Source organism: Megasphaera jansseni, assembly GCF_047974155.1.
Lineage (GTDB): Bacteria > Bacillota > Negativicutes > Veillonellales > Megasphaeraceae > Megasphaera.
In genome coordinates this window covers 49098-66591 of record NZ_JBHYRR010000008.1, presented here as the reverse complement: position 1 = coordinate 66591, position 17494 = coordinate 49098, and the positions used below count along the sequence as shown (strand labels likewise).

Below are 17494 nucleotides of genomic sequence, written 5' to 3'. Positions count from 1 at the left end.
AACTGTATTTTATCAATAGGGGGATTTCATATTATGTGTGCATTATCGCATCTCGACAAGTTAGAGGCCGAAGCGATTTACATTATCCGCGAAGTGGCTGCGGAATGTGAAAAGCCGGTCATGCTCTATTCCATCGGCAAGGACAGTTCTGTCATGCTTCACCTGGCTTTAAAGGCCTTTTATCCGGAAAAGCCGCCGTTCCCGTTCCTTCATGTCAATACGACGTGGAAGTTCAAGGAAATGATCCGGTTCCGCGATGAAACCATGAAGAAGTACGGCTTGCAGCTCATTGAATACATCAATCAGGAAGGGGTCAAACAAGGGGTCAATCCCTTCGATTACGGTGCAGCCTATACGGACATCATGAAGACTCAGGCCCTTAAGCAGGCCCTGCACAAATACGGCTTTACGGCTGCCTTTGGCGGCGGCCGCCGGGATGAAGAAAAATCCCGTGCCAAGGAACGTATCTTTTCCTTCCGCAACGAAGCCCAGGCCTGGGATCCGAAGAACCAGCGCCCGGAAATGTGGAAGCTCTACAATACGCACATCCATAAAGGGGAAAGTATGCGCGTATTCCCGATTTCCAACTGGACAGAAAAAGATATCTGGCAGTACATCAAACGGGAAAACATCGACATCGTATCCTTGTATTTCGCCAAGGAACGGCCCTGCGTCTATCGTGACGGCAACATCATCATGGTTGACGATGACCGCATGCGCCTCAAGCCGGGAGAAGAAATCATGCACAAGAAGATCCGCTTCCGTACTTTGGGCTGCTATCCGCTGACAGGGGGCATCGAATCGGATGCCGATACGCTGGATGCCATCATTGACGAAACACTGAGCGCCGTATCGTCGGAACGGACGAGCCGCGTCATCGATAATGAAGCAGCTGGCAGCATGGAACGCAGAAAGAGAGAGGGGTATTTCTAAAATGGATAGAAACGGAAACGGCTTGTTAAAATTTATTACCTGTGGCAGCGTCGACGACGGCAAGTCGACTTTGATCGGCCACTTGCTGTATGACGCTAAATTGCTCTATGCCGACCAGAAGAAGGCTTTGGAACTGGAAAGTAAAGTCGGCAGCCGCGGCGGGGCCATCGATTACTCGCTGCTCCTGGACGGCCTCATGGCAGAACGGGAACAGGGGATTACCATCGACGTCGCCTACCGCTATTTCAGTACGGATAACCGCAGCTTCATTGTAGCCGATACACCGGGCCATGAAGAATATACGCGCAATATGGCTGTCGGCGCTTCCTTTGCCGATTTGGCCATCATCCTCATCGATGCTACCAAGGGCGTCCTGGTCCAGACCCGCCGTCATGCCCGCATCTGTGCCCTCATGGGGATCCGCTACTTCATCTTCGCCATCAACAAGATGGACCTGGCCGGCTACAGCCAGGAACGGTTTGAAGAAATCAAAGGGCAGATTGCCAAGCTCCGCGACGAATTAGAACTGGCCAACGTCGTCCTCATCCCCGTCTCGGCAACGGAAGGGGACAACGTCACCAAGGCGTCGGATAACATGCCCTGGTACCAGGGCCCGACCATCCTGGATTACCTGGAAACGGTCAACGTCGAAGAAGACGAAGAAGAAGGCTTCTACCTGCCCATCCAGCGCGTCTGCCGCCCGAACCATACGTTCCGCGGCTTCCAGGGCCAGATCGAAAGCGGTGCTTTAGCCGTCGGCGATACCATTACGACATTGCCGAGCAAGGAAGAAGCCAAGGTCAAATCCATCCTCGTCGGCTTCGATACCGTCGATTCTGCCGTCAAAGGGCAGCCGGTCAACGTCCAGCTCGACCGTGAAGTCGACGTATCCCGCGGCTGTGTCTTCACCAAGGGAACGGATGTCGCTTTGAGCCAGCGCATTACGGCGACCATGCTCTGGATGGATGACCAGGACCTGGCCGTCGGCAAAGAATATGTCGTCAAACTGGGGACGAAAGAAATCGTCGGCGTCCTCACCGATATCGACTACACCATCGACGTCAATACCGGTGAAAAACGGCGGGCTTCGAGCCTCACCAAAAATGAAATCGCCGTCTGCACCCTCTTCCTGCAGGAACCAATCGTCGTTGATACCTTCAGCCATCACAAGAGCCTGGGCGAATTGATCCTCATCGACCGTGTCACCAATATGACATCGGCCTGCGGTGTCGTCATCGACGTCAACGATACCAATGCCGACCATACCTTTGTCAACGGTTCTTTAAAAGGCCGTGGCGATATCTTTGAAGATTTCTTCTACGGCATGCAGAGCCTCAATATTACCAAGGCCAAACCGGCGTTCCACCAGTACCACATCGGCGATACCATCCCGACGCAGGGTGAAACGTACGCCTATCCGGAAAACTTCGACATCCTCATCCTCCGCGATCAGATAGCCGTCGAAATTCGCGATTCCAAAGTTGCCAACATCCTGGCTCTCGATGGCTATGCCTATACGGAACAGCCACTGGTCAATGGCCGCGGCTTTGCCATCAACGTCCATTCGCCGCAGGAATTTGCCGCCTTCAAGGCAGACTACGCCAAGGCCGGAGATAACCCGGATGCGGAACTCTTCGACAAGTGGCTGACTTTTGAAACGTATCGCCGCATTAAATTCCATAACGACTTTGAATAAGTAACACATACCAGTTACAAAGGGCTTGTGCCACGTCATCTTGCGCAGGCCCTTTTTCTGTATGCAAAATAAAGGCGTGGTCCAGGCCGATTAAGCCGGCATGGTCGTTTTCTTTGAAAAACAAACTGCCCTATAGTATCTATGAAACGTATCGCAAAATGAGATACTACCATAATTTTTAATGAGTAAAAAGCATAATATTTAGAAAAGTTTAGAAAAAACTGTTGCCACGGCAACGGTTTTTTTCTTTCCCGCTTGTTATCATAAAGCTAACGGGGCGGCTTAATGAGTCGCCACAGTCTATGTGAAAAAAAGTATTTGTTTATCAATCATATTTCTCATTTATATTTTTGGAAAGAGGGTAACAGCATGGGCTATCAATTAAATGCAGATGCATTGGGCACGGTCTTTGCCAAATGGTCGGATACGTATGATATTTACGCTCCGAAACTATTTGCCGGTACCGGCCGGTCTTCGATGCAGGATATCGTACGCTATGGCAAAATCACCAAGCCGGAAGAAATCGTGTGGGACAAACGGTCGGACTATTCGGCAAAAGATGTTTTATTGCCCGTTTGTCAGACGTTGTTCTATTTTAATGAAAATACCGTCACCGAAGCTGAAGCTCCGGAAAAGGGTGCCATTATTTTACTGCGCAGCTGCGATTTACATGCCATCAAACGCTTTGACTACATGTATCTCCAGAATGGTCCGGAAGATTACTATTACAAACGCGTCCGGGACCGCGTCAAGTTCGTCCTCATGGGCTGCAGCCAGGAATTTGAAAACTGCTTCTGCGTTTCCATGGGCACGAATACCAGCGATAACTACGATGTCGCCTTGAATTACCAAGACGGCCAGTATTTCCTCGATGTCAAAGATGACGTCCTGGGGAAAGCGGTCACCGAAGCCAAAGCTCCGGAAGCCGACGTCGTACCGGACCACGTGACCGAAAACAAGCTCCAGGTACACATTCCGGAAAACCTCTCTTCGGCCATCGCCAAATCCCACGTATGGGATGAATATGATAAGCGTTGCATCAAATGCGGCCGCTGCACCCTGGCCTGTCCGACCTGCACCTGCTGGTCCATGCAGGATGTGTTCTTTACGGAAGACCATAAAGCCGGTGAACGCCGCCGCGTACAGACATCCTGTATGTTCGACGACTATACCCTGGTAGCCGGTGGCCTTTGCTTCCGCAAGAAGGCTGGCGAACGGATGCGCTTCAAAGTGCTCCACAAGACGCTGGAATTCAAGCAGCGCTCCGGTTTCCAGATGTGCGTAGGCTGCGGCCGCTGTGATGCCATCTGCCCGGAATACATTTCGCTCAGCCATTGCATCAATGTCAAACTGCCGGAAGGCATGAAGGAGGTCACTGAGAATGAATAACGAATACTTACCGTTCCGTTCGGAAATCTTAGAAGTCATTAAACATGCTGACGTGGAATATACCTTCCGGATGTCTTATGACCGCGGTAAAGAACATCCGGTCAAACCGGGCCAGTTCTTTGAAATCTCCATTCCCAAATACGGCGAAGCGCCCATTTCCGTCAGCGGCATTACCGACCATTCCCTGGATTTCACTATCCGTAAAGTCGGCAGCCTGACCGATGAAATCTTTGAAAACTACGTCGGCGGCCACTTCTTCATGCGTGGGCCCTATGGCAACGGCTTCGACGTCAATATGTTCAAAGGCAAGGAAATCGTCCTGGTCACCGGCGGTTCCGGCTTGTCCCCGGTCCACGGCGTCATCGACTACTTCGCTGACCACATGGACGAATGTAAGAGCCTGACCGTCATTTCCGGCTTCAAATCTCCGGCCGATATCCTCTTCAAGGCAGACCTCAAACGCTGGATTGCTGACGGCATGAACTTCATCTGTACCGTCGACAAAGCCCCGGAAGATGGAAATTATGACGGCCATGTCGGCTTGGTTACGCAGTATATTCCCGAACTGCCCCTCAAGGACTTCGACAATGCCATCGCTGTCGTCGTCGGTCCGCCGATGATGATCAAGTTCTCCATCCAGGAATTGATCAAGATCGGTTTCGATGAAGAAAAAATCTGGCTCTCTGAATCGCGCAAGATGTGCTGCGGTCTCGGCAAATGTGGTCACTGCCGCATTGGCAAGGTCTACGTCTGCCAGGATGGGCCGGTATTCAAATACACCGAACTTCGTACATTGATTGATTAGGAGGCTGATACATTATGGATATGAATTGCGGCAAGTTAAAGAAATACGCTTTCCGGGTAACGAAACATCGTAATATGGCTTCCGCCCGTGTACGTGTCCCCGGTGGCTCCCTGAATGCCAAGGTGTTGGGCCAGGTCCAGCATATTGCCGAAACGTACGGCAATGGCGAAATCCATCTGACCATCCGCCAGGGCTTTGAAATCATGGGGATTCCCTTTGAAAAAGTAGAAGAAGTAAAGCAGGCACTGCAGCCGATTATCGATGAACTCGATATCAATCAGAGCGAAAGAGGCGCTGGTTTTGAAGCATCGGGTACCCGAAATGTCATGGCCTGTGTCGGCAACCGCGTCTGTCCTTTTGGCAACTACGATACGACGGCCTTGGCCAAACGCATCGAAAAGGCCATTTTCCCGAATGACCTGCACGTTAAAGTAGCCCTTACAGGCTGCCCCAACGACTGCGACAAAGTCCGCATGCATGACTTCGGTGTCATGGGGATGACAGAACCGCAGTTCGACCCCAGCCGCTGCGTCAGCTGCGGCATGTGCGTCCGCAAGTGCAAACAGCTTTCGGTCGAAGCCTTGCAGATGAAGAATTTCCGTCCTGTCCGCAACGTCGAAAAATGCATCGGCTGCGGTGTCTGTGTCTGGGCCTGCCCGAACCGCGCCTGGACGCGCAGCAAGGAACAGTATTTCCGCATTACCCTCTTGGGCCGTACAGGCAAAAAGAACCCGCGTATGGGCGTCGATTTCATTAAGTGGGCCGATGAAGACAGCGTCGTAAAGATTATCACCAACGTCTATGCCTTTGCCAAGAAATATATTGATCCGACGGCGCCGGCCGGCAAGGAACATATCGGTTACATGGTAGACCGTACGGGCCCGGAAGAATTCATCAAATTCATCCTCCAAGACGTACATCTTCCGAAGAAGGCAGAAATCTATCGTCCCCTCAACTGGTCCGGTATCCGCTATGTCGGCCTGAAATCGGAACCGTTCTATGTCGGGAAAGACGTCAATCCGGCGGACTTGGATGTATTCCAGAAACCGTTGCCGCTGAAATAAGGAGGAGCTTATGTACAACGACGAATACGCGGCGACCGCTGCCGGTGCGGCTGCGAAAGTCAGCTTGCTGAAGAAGAATCCGCTAGGCTATTTCCTGTTATCGGCCTTGGCCGGGGCTTATATCGGGTTTGGCATCCTCCTGTCCTTCACGGTCAGCGGTACCCTCGGGGCCATTCCCATGAACAAGATTGCCATGGGCCTGTCCTTTGGCATCGCCCTGAGCCTGGTCATCATCGCCGGGGCAGAACTGTTCACGGGCAACGCCTTTGTCCTCTACAACGGCTGGCGGTCGAAAACGGTCACCCTCACCGACGTCGTCCGCCTGTGGGTCGTCTGCTATCTGGGCAACTGGTTTGGCGCCATCGTCTTGTCCCTGATTTTTTACGGCGCTGCCGGCACGGCCGGCGGTGTCGGTCAGGCGCTGGCCAATGCCGCTGCCATGAAGATGAGCCTGCCGCCGTTGGTTCTCTTCCTGAAAGGCATCCTTTGTAACGTCCTGGTCTGCCTGGCTGTCTGGTGCGGCTTTCGCTGCAAATCGGACAGCGGAAAGCTGATTATGGTCTTCTGGTGCCTCTATGCTTTCTTTACCTGTGGCTTTGAACACAGCGTAGCGAACATGACTGTCCTGACGCTGGGCCTGCTGAATCCCGCCGGTACGGCCGTCAGCGTCGGCGGTTATCTCTACAACCTGTTCATGGTCACCTTAGGCAACATCGTCGGTGCCGTCCTCTTCTTGTCCATTCCCTACGGCATCGCTGCGAAGAAGATTGGTGATTAGTGGCTGATTAGTGGCTAGTGGTTCGTGGCTAGTGGTTCGTGGCTAGTGGCTAGTGGCTAGTGGCTAGTGGCTGGTGATTAGTGGCTAGTGGCTCGTGGCTCGTGGTTCGTAGCTAGTGATTAGTGGTTCGTGGCTAGTGGCTCGTGCTCGTGGCTCTCCTTATAGGAGAGCTGTCAGCGAAGCTGACTGAGAGGTTGCTCTTTCTTCATAGTTTGTAGTTTGCAGAGAAAACCTTTAAATTTAAAGCCATCTGCTAACCCCTAGCCACTAACTGCTAACCACTCAAAAAGGCGCTGTCGTACGAAGGCTTTTGCTTTCATGCTAGGCCCCTTCAACTTAAAAGTTTTTCGTTCGTAGTTCATCGTTCATCGCGATGGATTGATATTTTTAATCCCATACGACAAACGATGAACGACCTACGATCAACGTAAAAAGAGGCTGTCTTAATGCGACAGCCTCTTTTTTCAATACAGCGTCACCCGCTGCTGGTCTATCTCGATGAGCCCGTCTTCCTTCATGCGGGCGATTTCCCGGGCAACGGCCGTCCGGTCGGCACAGAGGTAGTCAGCCAGCTGGGTCCGGGTCATGGGAATGGTGAAGGTTGGGCTGCCGGCCTGTTCGGACTGGAAGGAAAAATAGGTCAATAATTTTTTGCGCAGTGTCTTCTTGGCGATGACTTCTAATTTTTCCAGGAGCTGGGCGTTCTTGTCCGCCATGAGGTGCAGCATATTCTCAATGAGCCGGTGATGGAACGGACAGGCATTGGTACAGATATGCAGGACTTTATGGAAGGGGAGGACCAGGAACTTCGTGTTCTTTACGGCCTGGAAGGTCACGATGGATTGCAGGACCGTGCCGCAGACAAAGGTCTCGCCAAAAAGACCGCCATTGCGGATGACGGCCAGGACGGCCTTGTCGCCCCAGCGGTCTTCGTGAAGCATATGGACTTCTCCGTTGAGGACGATGCCGATATAGCGCACCTCATCCTGGGCCAGGACGAGGAATTCTCCTTTGCGGACGATGCGGACACGCGCTCCCAGACAAGTGAGCATGGCTGTCCGCTTTTCCGGACTGATGCCGGCGAATAAGGGCAGGTCATCAGGGAGCGTCGATAGAAAATCAGCCATGAGAAGAACCTCCTGTCTAATTAATAACGGCGATATAAGCCGATGACTTTACCGAGAATTTGGCAATCGCGGGTATAAATCGGTTCGTATTCGTCATTTTCCGGCTGCAGGCGGATCGTGTCTGCTTCGTGAAAATAGCGCTTGACCGTCGCTTCATCGCCGATGAGGGCGACGACGATTTCCCCGTTTTCTGCCGTTTCCTGGCGGCGGACGATGAGTTGGTCGCCTTCGAGAATGCCGGCGTTCTTCATGCTGTCCCCCTGGACGACGAGCATGAAGCAGTCGTCATTGCCGATGAAGTCAGCCGGAAAGGGATAGACATCTTCGACACATTCTTCGGCAAAGATGGGGGCACCGGCCCGGACCTGGCCGACTAGGGGAAGGGGAACGATTTTCTTGGATCGCCACGAGCCTTCATCGAGGAGCTCGATGGTCCGGTTCTTGGCCGGGTCGCGGCGGATATAGCCTAAATCTTCCAGGCGGTGGAGATAGCCGTGGACCGTCGACGTCGAGCTCAGGCCGACTTCTTTGCAGATTTCCCGTACTGATGGGGGATAGCCGAATTTATGGACACACGTGCGGATATATTCCAGGATTTGTTTCTGACGGGTCGTCAGCATTTTTTCATTGTTAATCATATATAGTCACTCCAGTCTTGGATAGTTATAGCAATGCCAGTATAAGCTACTCTCATTATACCGGAATTTATAAAAAAAATCAAACGTTTGTTCAAAACAGCTTGACAAGAACAACCGTTCGACGATATAATAAAACCATCAACGAACGATTGTTCTGAGAAAGTTCGTTCTAAGAACGTTCGTTTTCAAGTCAGGAGTGATTGCCATGAAATACTTCGCACTGGCCATACTGGCCCTCTTTATGTGTACTCAGATTGGCTGGAGTTATCAGCCTTCCCAAGAATATGTTTCCGTTGCTGTCGAACCGGGGCAGACAGTCTGGCAGCTGGCTTCTGCCGTAGCTGATGAAGATACCGACGTACGCCAGGTCGTCGACGAAATTCTGGAAGACAATGACCTGTCCGGGACCAGCGACATCCATCCCGGCCAAGTTCTGCGCTTGCCCGTGGCGCCGGGCCATGCCGACCAGGTACGGACAGCCTTATCCGGGCAAATCGTGGATCAGTGAGAATCTTCGGTAATCTTTAGGACCGGGCTGTCGATGAGGCGGTCAGCTTCGTCGATGTAGCGGCGCACGATGGCCTGTGACTTATGGCGGGTCTGACGCATGATCTGCCGTTCTTCGACGTGATGCTGGGCCGCTGACGTCGCAAAGCCATGGCGCAGGCTGTGGGCTCCATAGTCGTCGGGATTCATCCCCATCAGTCCGGCATAATGTTTGACGATAAGGGCTATTGATTTATCGGAAATCCGATTTTTTCGGACATGATGCCCTTTCGTCAATCCCCGGAAAACCGGGCCCGTCGTAATCCCGCTGACATCAAGCCATTTCTGTAAAGCCGTGACAGCACAGATTTCCTTATCTTTGACCATGGGAATGGCAATCATCTGCCCCTGGTCAAACTGGTCTGTTTTGGATTTCCGCAGCGTAATGAGCAGTCCCAGGCGGGTGAATTTCAAGTCTTCCACGTCGATACCGGCCAGTTCCGACCGGCGCAGGGCCCCGTAAAAACCGACCAGCAGGATGGCCTTATCGCGAATCTGCTGGATTTCGTCGCCTTCGATGTAAGTCAGCATTTCTTTGATATCGTCGAAGAGGATAGGTGCCTTACCGTGCTGGATAGTCCCTTTCATGCGCTTGATGCCCCGCAGGGCATTTTTGACGATGGGGTAGCGGCAGGGATTTTCTTTGAGGCCGGCGGCATCGAAGTTTTCCGTCAGGGCACTGATGCGCCGGGCAATCGTATTGGCTTTGGCATTATCGGCCAGGTCATTGATATAATTGACGATGGTTTCCGGTTCCGCCGGGAACGACGACACCTGGTGATACGTACACCAATCGCAGAAGTCGTTCCAGTCCGACCGGTAGGCGTCGACGGTATTGGCCGCCCGGGCCGTGTACAGGCTCTGGCGGGCTTTGTTAGATAATTTATCATTTTGGGCAACGATTTCACTGCGGCCGATAAAAAAATTCGGCGCATCCGGTATTTTTGTCATATTCAAACCTCCTTTGGGCAGTTCACGAAAAACGCTTGTGAATCTGCCCTTTTTAGGTATACAATAGGATTAATAAGAGTGAGAGAGGGGATGTCTATGGCTATTCGCAATGGTCCCTTATGGGACAAAGTGCTGAAAGGCGCAGTCTGTCTGGGACTATTCCTGGCTTTTTGGAGCGTCCAGTGGGTCATCCCCGATTTCTATCAGGAACTGTTTCAGCTGAGTCTGGCCGGTGATGTCGACGGCCTCATCGATTATATTTCTTCCTTCGGCATCTATGCCGCCCTCATCAGTATCTTTATGATTACCGTGACCGACATGACCGGCCTGCCGTCGATTCCCTTTCTGACGGTCAACGGAGCTATTTTTGGCCTGATACCGGGCCTGCTTATTTCCTGGATCGGCGAAGTCCTGGGGACGGAACTGAGTTTTATCATCTTGCGGACCATCCTGCGCCGTCAGGCTATCCATGTCATTTCCCGCCATCATCTGCGGAATCAGCTCGATAAGTACAGCCGCTTCCGGACGTTGGCCGCAGCCCGGTCTATTCCCTATATTCCCAACGTGCCTTTTACCGCCATCGCCGCCGTCAGCCATCTCAGTCAGAAAGACCACTTTCTGGCAACCGCTGTCGGCAAGGTCCCGCGGGTCCTCATCGAAGTCCTCTTGGGGAATGACCTCATCCATATCAGCCAGCATAGCGGCCGGCTGTTGTGCTGGATTGTCCTTACTGTCCTGATTTGTTATCTCTGGCATCGCCATCAGCAGGCTTAGCGCCCGAAGAGGACCATGATGATGCCGCCCAGACTCGGCATGGCGACGATAGCCGCTTTGAGCAGGGGATTGGGGGCCAGATGAGTGAATTTCGCTCCGATATAGGCACCGAGACTGAGTCCCAGCAGGGTCTGGACGAAAATCCACAGGTCCAGACGGCCGTTGAATAAATAGCTCAGGCCGCCGGTAGCGGAGATGGGCAGGACGATCATCATACAGGTCCCGATAGCGTGGAGCAGGGAAATGCCGAAGACGACCATCAGAGCCAGCTGGATGAAGGCCGCGGCCCCGATGCCAAAGGCACCGGACAGGAAGCCAACGATGAGACCGGTAATGATGCCATAGACATAGAGCTTCTTTCCGGTCAGGAGCGTTGTCCGTACGGGAAAATGCTGGCTCAACCAGGCGTCCTGATAGAGGCGGACATAGAGAATCAGGCCGGAGGCGATGAGCATGAGTGCCGTCATCGTCGCCAGCAGCTCAGATGGCATGATATTGGACACATTGGCGCCGGCAATCGATCCTATCATACCGCTGCCGCCGATGATGGCCCCGGGCTTCACATCGACTTCGTGTTCCCGATAATGACTGACCGTCCCGGAAATCATGGTAAAGGTCATAGCTGCCAGCGCGACGGCCAGGGCCGTATGGACAGGAACCCCGAAACCGACCGTCAACAGCGTAATTGTGACGCCGGCCCCACCAGCACCGACAAAGCCGATAACGGCGCCTAACAAAATCATGGCAACGAAAATCATAACGAAAAATCCCCCTAAATGTATGATATAATAACAATTATTATACCATATATTAGGGGAAAGAAAGGACGCAACTTATGAATATTACCGTTTATCTCGGCTCCCGTAACGGGAACCGGTCTTGTTATGCTGACTATGCCTATGCGTTAGGAAAATGGATTGCCCGCCACGGCCATACTCTCGTTTACGGCGGCAGCCGTACCGGGCTCATGGGGAAACTGGCGGACGGCGCTTTGCAGGCTGGCGGCCCAGTTATCGGCGTGGAACCGCAGTTCTTCATGGATGAAGAATTACAGCATGAAGGCTTGACGAAACTGATCGTAACGCCGGATATGACGTCGCGCAAGCAGCAGATGATGGACTTAGGCGATATCTTCCTGGCCTTTCCCGGCGGCATCGGGACGCTGGAAGAAATCAGCCAGGTCATGAGTCAGGTGAAACTGCATCAACTGGAAGGGCGCTTTGCCTTCCTCGACTTCGACGGCTATTATCAGCCCATGAAGGCCCTGATCCAGCAGATGAGCCAGGAAGGATTCGTCGATAAAGATTGGGGCGATGCCGTACCTTTTCTGCCATCCTTTGCGGCCCTGACGGCTTTTGTCCTCGGCCGCGACCTGCCGAAACCCGGCGAAACGTGGCGCCATTTCAAGAACCATATGTACCGCATCCTCGATTTGGCCGACGATGCCGAAACGGGCGAGACCTACGTCGTCTATAAGACCTTGTATGGCGAGTACCGCGATTTCATCCGGCCCCTGGACATGTTCCTCAGCGAAGTGGACCATGAAAAATATCCCGACGTCCGCCAAAAGTGGCGCTTTGAAAAAACGGCGGGACTCTGTTCGTGGAATCCCGCCATTTCTAGTCAATATCTGAAAAAATAAGCTTATAAACGCTGAATCGCATCGAGGGCTAGCGGCGACCGTTCACATTCGTCGGCCATCATGGTCAGCTGATAGCACAGCGGGCTGCCTTTCATCTTGCCGGCAGCATAAGTCAGGCCGTTGGTCCGTTCATCCAGGAAGGGCTTGTCAATCTGGTTGGGGTCACCGACGAGGATGATCTTCGTGCCTTTCCCAGCCCGGGTAATGATGCCTTTGACCTGGTTCGGCGTCATGTTCTGGGCTTCGTCGATGATGAGGTACGTCTTTTCCAGGGAGCGGCCGCGGATGAAATTGAGGGCTTCTGTCTGGATGAGCTGGCGGTCGAAGATTTCTTCGATTTTTTCAGCTAATTCCCGTTCGTTATCGTAGCGTTCGTCTTCGTTGCTGTCGATGAGCTGTTCCAGGTTGTCGATGATGGGCCGCATGAGAGGCGAAATCTTTTCCTGTTCATCACCGGGCAGGAAGCCGATGTCCGAGTCGAACTGGGCGTTAGGACGGCAGATGAGGATGCGCCGGTATTCGCCGGTCGGATGGTTGACGATTTTTTCCAGGCCCACGGCCAGGGAATAAAAGGTCTTTGCCGTCCCGGCCTGGCCTTTGACGATGACCAGGGGCGCTTCCGAAGCCGGCTGCATGAGGGCTTCCTGCATGAAATACTGGCCGGCGTTGCGCGGTTTGATGCCGTATGGCGTAACGCGGCTGTAGGTCAGGGGCAGGACGCGGTCTCCGTGGACCCGGCCTAAATGAGTTTTGTGCAGCGACGCGTCGGCCTGTAAGATGACGAATTCATTTTCCTGGACTTCCGGTGGATAACTGCGGCCATCCCGGTCGGTCAGGTAGAGCTGGCTGACGGCGACGCCCTGGCTCAGGAATTCGTCGAAATCCGCTTCCGGCACATAGCAGGTCAGGCGGCCGGTATAGGTGTTCTTTTCCGGCAGAACCTGTTCGCGGCTGAAATCCTGGGCTTCGATATTCAGAACCTGGGCTTTCAGGCGCAGGACCAGGTCCTTGGTGACCAGGATGGGCTGGCACTGCTGCAGATGACGGCAGACCTTGAGGATGCGGTTGTCGGCCTGGTCGTCTGGTAGGGAATCGGGAAGGGCTTCATGGACGCAGTTGATTTCGATACGCAGCGTACCGCCGTTATCCAGGGGAACCCCGTCGAGCAGGTTGCCCCGGAGCCGCAGGCGTTCTAAAAAACGGATGGCTTGACGGGCATTGAACCCGCGTTCACCATCCGCTTTTTTCAACCCATCCAGCTCTTCGACGACGACCAGGGGAATGACGACGTGATTGTCTTCAAAACACTGCATGGCATACGGTGCCTGAATGAGCACGTTCGTATCGAGTACATAAGTCTTTGCCATAAAAAATCCCACCTTTACTCTATTTTCTTCAGCATACCAGCCGAACATATAGAGTCTGTAAAAAGGGGGCAAATTCTATTGCAATTCTTCTGCCGTCGGATCGACGCCGAACCATTTTTGATAGAGTTTGGTATACGTCCCGTCGGCTTTTAGGTCTGCCAGGGCCTGGTTGATGGCCTTTAATTCGTCTTCATGGCCTTTATCGATAGCCATTGCCGAACCGGCCAATTTCTTCGGTTCACCGACGACTTTCAGATTGTTCATGCCGCCTTTGGACACATAGTACAAGGCGACGGCTTTGTCGATAGCGACGGCGTCACTGCCGCCATTCTGCAGTTCCTGCAGGCACTGATAGTTGCCGTCAAATTGTTTGAGGACAGCCCCTTGTTTTTCGGCAAAATCTGCCGGTTTCGAGCCGGCCTGGACAGCGACGGTCTTGCCGGTGATATCATCCCAGCCGTGGATGGTCGTATTGTCTTTCTGTACGACGATGACAGAACCGCCGATGTAGTAGGGAGCCGTGAAGTCGACCTGCTTTTTTCGTTCTTCCGTCGCCGACATGGCCGAGGCAATCATATCAATCTGGCCGCTTTTCAAGGCCGGAATGAGGGCGTCGAAGCCCATGGCCTTGATTTCGACTTTGCGGCCCAGCTTTTCGCCAATGGCGTTGGCCAAGTCGATATCGAAGCCCGTATACGTATCATTTTCCGCCATTTCAAAAGGAGGGAATGACGGTTCCGTCCCGACGATAAGCGGTTTGTCCGTCTTTGTCGCTGCTTTATCCGCCTGGGCCCCACAGCCCGTTAAGACACTCATGGCCGTCAGTGCGGCCATGCCGGCCAGTATCCATTTTTTGTTCATGTCCATTCCCCCTAATGAAGTGATAGGTGTTTTTAAAATTCAAATGTTAAGGAAAATTATACATTAAAATAGGCATTTGTCAATACTTTTTAGAATTATTATTCAAAACATAACAGACATTTCGAACAAAACAGATGTACTGTTGGGTCATTGTGTCTTTTTTACGTTATCTCCGTAAATTGTCTTCCAGTCATTTTTCATAGAGATCGTATTCCAGCCATTTTCGGCAGAGGTTTTCTTATCGCGCTCGGCTCGTTCAGGACGGCCGTATTCGCGTTGCGTATCGTCGCAGAGGACGTTGAAGACTTCGGCCTTATACGGATTTCCCTGCAAGGTGTAACGGAACATGGAATAATCGCCGCTGCTGTTCCCGAAGGCCAAGACGGGCTGTATGCCAATTTCGCGGACAATGGATGCGGCTTTATTCATTTTCTCGTTGACCCGGTCTAACCCGCCGTACTGGATGGTATCTTCTGGTGTCAATTGGTACGAGCTGCCGCTGGCTGTTCCCTGATGGCTGGCGACGATTTGCGGATCTGACCCGATAATCTGATTGGGTGCGATTGGCAGGGCCCCATGGACGAGCGCGCGGACGAGGGGGCGGTCGGAAGCGGAAACGATGTAGCAGGTAAAATCATTAGCTTCTAAATAGGAAATCACTTCTACCATAGGCAGGTAGAAGGCTTCGCCATAAGTCAGGTTCGTCAGGCCGACGACGGGCTTTTTCATGAATTCTTGAGCGTAAGCGTCCAGCGACTGCGGCGTCATCCCAGCCAGTCCGGCATAGAGGTTATGATACAGGTTCTTTTCAATTTCCGGGGGAACGGGTTTCCGCTGGGAAATGGCATCCCAATAGGTCTGGGCGAATTTTTTTTCGTCTTCCGATACTTGACAGTTTGGGTCGTGCAGGACCCGGTCAGCATAAAAGACGCCATCCGTATAGGACGGAGTCCGTTCTCCCAGCAGGGTCCCATCCATATCGAAGACGGCCAGGCGGTGTTCGACGGGGATGAAGTCTGGGCTCTTGGGATTGGTCACCTTCTGGACATAAGTCATGAGTTTTTTCTTGGCCTGGGAATTTTCGTTCCAATACCGGAAATTCCCGGACTGATTGACGTGAATCGCAGCTAATTCAGCCCGGCTGGCACCTTCAATCGTTCCGGTCAGGCCAAAACCGGCCAGCATCGCTGTGACAGCTAACATAGCTGTAAATTTTTTACCTTTCAATCTGCTCACCTCAAATAGTTAAATTTGTATCTATTATAACATGTGAATTTAGCAAAAATAAATAGGACAGATGGAAGAAAAACTGGCATTTCATCGAAATAGGCGGCCAGGTAATCTGTAAGGGCGTGATGAAATATATTCTGAAGAAGGGCAGGGGAAAGCAGGATTTTCAGGCTGCCGTGTAGAATATTCTCATAAAGGCTGTTAGGCGGCCCGTGAGGAAGGATGTGCAACCTGAGAGGTGATACTATGTCTTTGGAAAATCAGGAATTAGCCTGTATACAGGCTTTTTTAGCCAATAGGGCTTCGGAACAGCTCATGACCCAGTTATTCGCTGATGCCGGGGAAGATTATACTTGGTTCCGGCGTCTGGCCCGGCATATGTTCCGCAGTCATCTTTCGCCAGAAGAACAGCGGACGATGTTAGAAACTGCCAAGGCCGATACCCAGGGGGACCCTGACAAAATTCAGGCGGCCCATGATGCCCGTTTATGGCTGCTGAAATCGGGCATGTGCTTGTCCATCCACGAATCCTGGTATTTGCACAAAGTGAAACAGATGCCCCTGGAAAAGGCCTTTCGCCAAACCATGACGCGTATCGTCGTAGGCTTCGGCCAGCTCATGTCGGAACCGGGGATTCCCGACGATTTTGAAATGCAGCTCTGGTACCGGATTCAAGGGTAAAAATAAAATGGGGGCATGAAGATGCAATATTATTCGAAGCGATTTGCTTTTATGGCGTTGTTTTTGTGCATGATTATTTGGCTGGCTGGTTGTGGCAACACGGCAGATCATGCGAAAAAAGAACTGCATGACATGAACATTGAGTACACGGCCGATGCGTTAATCGATGCTATTGAAACCGGAAATAACCAGGTGGTTGATTTATTTGAAAAATCGGGCTTTGATATGACACTGACCGGAAAAAATCATAAAACACCGCTTATGGCCGCAGCTCATACGGGAAACGTAGACTTGATTGACAAAGTTATCAGCGAACATGGGGAGACAGTAAACGATAGCGATGACATCGGCTTGACCGCCTTGTCTTATGCCGTTCAGGCGGGCCAGACAGAGGCCGCTCATAAACTGACCGGTGCGGATTGGACAATAGTAGATCATCAGGGGGATACGTTGATTCATTTATTAGCCGTAACGGGAAAAACGGATTGCCTCGATGATTGTTTACAGCATGGCGTCGATATAAATGCGACGAATAAGGCTGGAGAAACGGCTTTAGATTTAGCCATCAAGGCCCAGAATCAAGAGGTCATCGATAAACTGAAAGAGGCCGGAGCTACCACTGGTCAACAGACGGATACCCACGCATCTTCGCCAAACAGTTCCAACGCTGACGATTCTGTCATTACTTATCAGATTAGCACGCCGAAAGGAGCTGTTATGGTTTCTAATAACGATATTGTTTTACATCTTGGTCAAAGTGTCCATATTATGCCATCACAAGATAGCCTGGACCCGGGACAAGTCCGCTGGATGGGCAGTGCTGGTGACAATATGGACGTTGTTTCCATGAAAGCAGCCGGGAAAAAGCATCCGCGTGGTTCGACAGAAGCCATATTCACGGGGAAGAAACCGGGGACGACCCACATTAAACTGGTTCCGGATTATGGCGATTGGGACCGGGCCGCCATCTTGACCTTTACCGTCATCGAATAGAAATGAACGACAAGGAGGG

General features: G+C 52.2%; 18 protein-coding genes. 11 read left to right on the top strand and 7 right to left on the bottom strand.

Annotated features, from left to right (window positions below):
• The first annotated feature begins 33 nt into the window (after positions 1-33).
• The 6 genes from cysD to ACE418_RS04690 all read left to right on the top strand — a co-directional run bounded on the left by cysD (position 34) and on the right by ACE418_RS04690 (position 6665).
• Positions 34-933: a sulfate adenylyltransferase subunit CysD gene (gene cysD, locus ACE418_RS04715; protein ID WP_074786326.1), complete on the top strand. Its 900-nt coding sequence runs from the start codon at positions 34-36 to the stop codon at positions 931-933.
• A gap of 1 nt (position 934) precedes the next feature.
• Positions 935-2629: a sulfate adenylyltransferase subunit 1 gene (locus ACE418_RS04710; protein WP_416449533.1), complete on the top strand. Its 1695-nt coding sequence runs from the start codon at positions 935-937 to the stop codon at positions 2627-2629.
• Positions 2630-2998: 369 nt separating this feature from the next.
• A complete protein-coding gene (gene asrA, locus ACE418_RS04705; protein ID WP_416449532.1) occupies positions 2999-4018 on the top strand; it encodes an anaerobic sulfite reductase subunit AsrA in 1020 nt (339 codons plus the stop codon).
• Positions 4011-4823, top strand: a complete 813-nt coding sequence (gene asrB / locus ACE418_RS04700) for an anaerobic sulfite reductase subunit AsrB (protein WP_416449531.1) — start codon at positions 4011-4013, stop codon at positions 4821-4823. The genes asrA and asrB overlap by 8 nt, the downstream gene beginning before the upstream one ends.
• A gap of 14 nt (positions 4824-4837) precedes the next feature.
• A complete protein-coding gene (gene asrC, locus ACE418_RS04695; protein WP_416449530.1) occupies positions 4838-5887 on the top strand; it encodes a sulfite reductase subunit C in 1050 nt (349 codons plus the stop codon).
• Between the two features lie 10 nt (positions 5888-5897).
• Positions 5898-6665 (top strand): formate/nitrite transporter family protein, encoded by a 768-nt coding sequence (locus ACE418_RS04690; RefSeq protein ID WP_416449529.1) that lies wholly within the window; start codon positions 5898-5900, stop codon positions 6663-6665.
• A 464-nt stretch (positions 6666-7129) separates the two neighbouring features.
• Here ACE418_RS04690 and ACE418_RS04685 read toward each other — a convergent pair whose 3' ends face one another.
• Positions 7130-7792: a Crp/Fnr family transcriptional regulator gene (locus tag ACE418_RS04685; RefSeq protein WP_416449528.1), complete on the bottom strand. Its 663-nt coding sequence runs from the start codon at positions 7790-7792 to the stop codon at positions 7130-7132.
• Positions 7793-7812: 20 nt separating this feature from the next.
• Positions 7813-8430, bottom strand: coding sequence for a transcriptional repressor LexA (gene lexA, locus ACE418_RS04680; protein WP_416449527.1), 618 nt, complete (start codon positions 8428-8430; stop codon positions 7813-7815).
• Positions 8431-8635: 205 nt separating this feature from the next.
• On the opposite strand from lexA, the gene ACE418_RS04675 reads away from it, so the two are divergent.
• Positions 8636-8938, top strand: a complete 303-nt coding sequence (locus ACE418_RS04675; RefSeq protein WP_416449526.1) for a LysM peptidoglycan-binding domain-containing protein — start codon at positions 8636-8638, stop codon at positions 8936-8938.
• Here the strand turns inward: ACE418_RS04675 and ACE418_RS04670 are convergent.
• Positions 8932-9927, bottom strand: coding sequence for a site-specific integrase (locus tag ACE418_RS04670; protein WP_416449525.1), 996 nt, complete (start codon positions 9925-9927; stop codon positions 8932-8934). The two genes, ACE418_RS04675 and ACE418_RS04670, sit on opposite strands and share 7 nt — an antisense overlap.
• Before the next feature lie 96 nt (positions 9928-10023).
• On the opposite strand from ACE418_RS04670, the gene ACE418_RS04665 reads away from it, so the two are divergent.
• Complete coding sequence (locus ACE418_RS04665) at positions 10024-10701, top strand: TVP38/TMEM64 family protein (protein WP_416449524.1); 678 nt, start codon at positions 10024-10026, stop codon at positions 10699-10701.
• On the opposite strand, the gene ACE418_RS04660 is transcribed toward ACE418_RS04665, so the two are convergent.
• Entirely contained in the window at positions 10698-11459 is a 762-nt protein-coding gene (locus tag ACE418_RS04660; RefSeq protein ID WP_416449523.1) for a sulfite exporter TauE/SafE family protein, read from the bottom strand. The two genes, ACE418_RS04665 and ACE418_RS04660, sit on opposite strands and share 4 nt — an antisense overlap.
• A 77-nt stretch (positions 11460-11536) precedes the next feature.
• Here ACE418_RS04660 and ACE418_RS04655 point away from each other — a divergent pair, with 77 nt between their 5' ends.
• A complete protein-coding gene (locus tag ACE418_RS04655; protein ID WP_416449522.1) occupies positions 11537-12343 on the top strand; it encodes a TIGR00730 family Rossman fold protein in 807 nt (268 codons plus the stop codon).
• Positions 12344-12345: 2 nt separating this feature from the next.
• On the opposite strand, the gene ACE418_RS04650 is transcribed toward ACE418_RS04655, so the two are convergent.
• From ACE418_RS04650 to ACE418_RS04640, 3 genes are all read right to left on the bottom strand, one after another.
• On the bottom strand, positions 12346-13710 hold the full coding sequence (locus ACE418_RS04650; RefSeq protein WP_416449521.1) for a PhoH family protein: 1365 nt from the start codon (positions 13708-13710) through the stop codon (positions 12346-12348).
• A 75-nt stretch (positions 13711-13785) separates the two neighbouring features.
• Entirely contained in the window at positions 13786-14571 is a 786-nt protein-coding gene (locus ACE418_RS04645) for a basic amino acid ABC transporter substrate-binding protein (protein WP_416449520.1), read from the bottom strand.
• Between the two features lie 147 nt (positions 14572-14718).
• Positions 14719-15774: an HAD family hydrolase gene (locus ACE418_RS04640; RefSeq protein ID WP_416449519.1), complete on the bottom strand. Its 1056-nt coding sequence runs from the start codon at positions 15772-15774 to the stop codon at positions 14719-14721.
• Positions 15775-16047: 273 nt separating this feature from the next.
• Between ACE418_RS04640 and ACE418_RS04635 the strand changes: the two genes are divergently transcribed.
• Together ACE418_RS04635 and ACE418_RS04630 are read left to right on the top strand one after the other, a co-directional pair.
• Positions 16048-16482, top strand: coding sequence for a hypothetical protein (locus ACE418_RS04635; protein WP_416449518.1), 435 nt, complete (start codon positions 16048-16050; stop codon positions 16480-16482).
• A 69-nt stretch (positions 16483-16551) separates the two neighbouring features.
• Positions 16552-17475 carry an ankyrin repeat domain-containing protein gene (locus ACE418_RS04630; protein WP_416449517.1) on the top strand — a complete coding sequence of 308 codons (924 nt, stop codon included), beginning with the start codon at positions 16552-16554 and terminating at the stop codon, positions 17473-17475.
• Positions 17476-17494: the final 19 nt, after the last annotated feature.

Bases quoted from the DNA above. Each gene is read 5' to 3' on its own strand.
- cysD (WP_074786326.1), top strand. From the start codon at position 34: ATGTGTGCATTATCGCATCTCGACAAGTTAGAGGCCGAAGCGATTTAC.
- ACE418_RS04710 (WP_416449533.1), top strand. From the start codon at position 935: ATGGATAGAAACGGAAACGGCTTGTTAAAATTTATTACCTGTGGCAGC.
- asrA (WP_416449532.1), top strand. From the start codon at position 2,999: ATGGGCTATCAATTAAATGCAGATGCATTGGGCACGGTCTTTGCCAAA.
- asrB (WP_416449531.1), top strand. From the start codon at position 4,011: ATGAATAACGAATACTTACCGTTCCGTTCGGAAATCTTAGAAGTCATT.
- asrC (WP_416449530.1), top strand. From the start codon at position 4,838: ATGGATATGAATTGCGGCAAGTTAAAGAAATACGCTTTCCGGGTAACG.
- ACE418_RS04690 (WP_416449529.1), top strand. From the start codon at position 5,898: ATGTACAACGACGAATACGCGGCGACCGCTGCCGGTGCGGCTGCGAAA.
- ACE418_RS04685 (WP_416449528.1), bottom strand. From the start codon at position 7,792: ATGGCTGATTTTCTATCGACGCTCCCTGATGACCTGCCCTTATTCGCC.
- lexA (WP_416449527.1), bottom strand. From the start codon at position 8,430: ATGATTAACAATGAAAAAATGCTGACGACCCGTCAGAAACAAATCCTG.
- ACE418_RS04675 (WP_416449526.1), top strand. From the start codon at position 8,636: ATGAAATACTTCGCACTGGCCATACTGGCCCTCTTTATGTGTACTCAG.
- ACE418_RS04670 (WP_416449525.1), bottom strand. From the start codon at position 9,927: ATGACAAAAATACCGGATGCGCCGAATTTTTTTATCGGCCGCAGTGAA.
- ACE418_RS04665 (WP_416449524.1), top strand. From the start codon at position 10,024: ATGGCTATTCGCAATGGTCCCTTATGGGACAAAGTGCTGAAAGGCGCA.
- ACE418_RS04660 (WP_416449523.1), bottom strand. From the start codon at position 11,459: ATGATTTTCGTTGCCATGATTTTGTTAGGCGCCGTTATCGGCTTTGTC.
- ACE418_RS04655 (WP_416449522.1), top strand. From the start codon at position 11,537: ATGAATATTACCGTTTATCTCGGCTCCCGTAACGGGAACCGGTCTTGT.
- ACE418_RS04650 (WP_416449521.1), bottom strand. From the start codon at position 13,710: ATGGCAAAGACTTATGTACTCGATACGAACGTGCTCATTCAGGCACCG.
- ACE418_RS04645 (WP_416449520.1), bottom strand. From the start codon at position 14,571: ATGAACAAAAAATGGATACTGGCCGGCATGGCCGCACTGACGGCCATG.
- ACE418_RS04640 (WP_416449519.1), bottom strand. From the start codon at position 15,774: ATGTTAGCTGTCACAGCGATGCTGGCCGGTTTTGGCCTGACCGGAACG.
- ACE418_RS04635 (WP_416449518.1), top strand. From the start codon at position 16,048: ATGTCTTTGGAAAATCAGGAATTAGCCTGTATACAGGCTTTTTTAGCC.
- ACE418_RS04630 (WP_416449517.1), top strand. From the start codon at position 16,552: ATGATTATTTGGCTGGCTGGTTGTGGCAACACGGCAGATCATGCGAAA.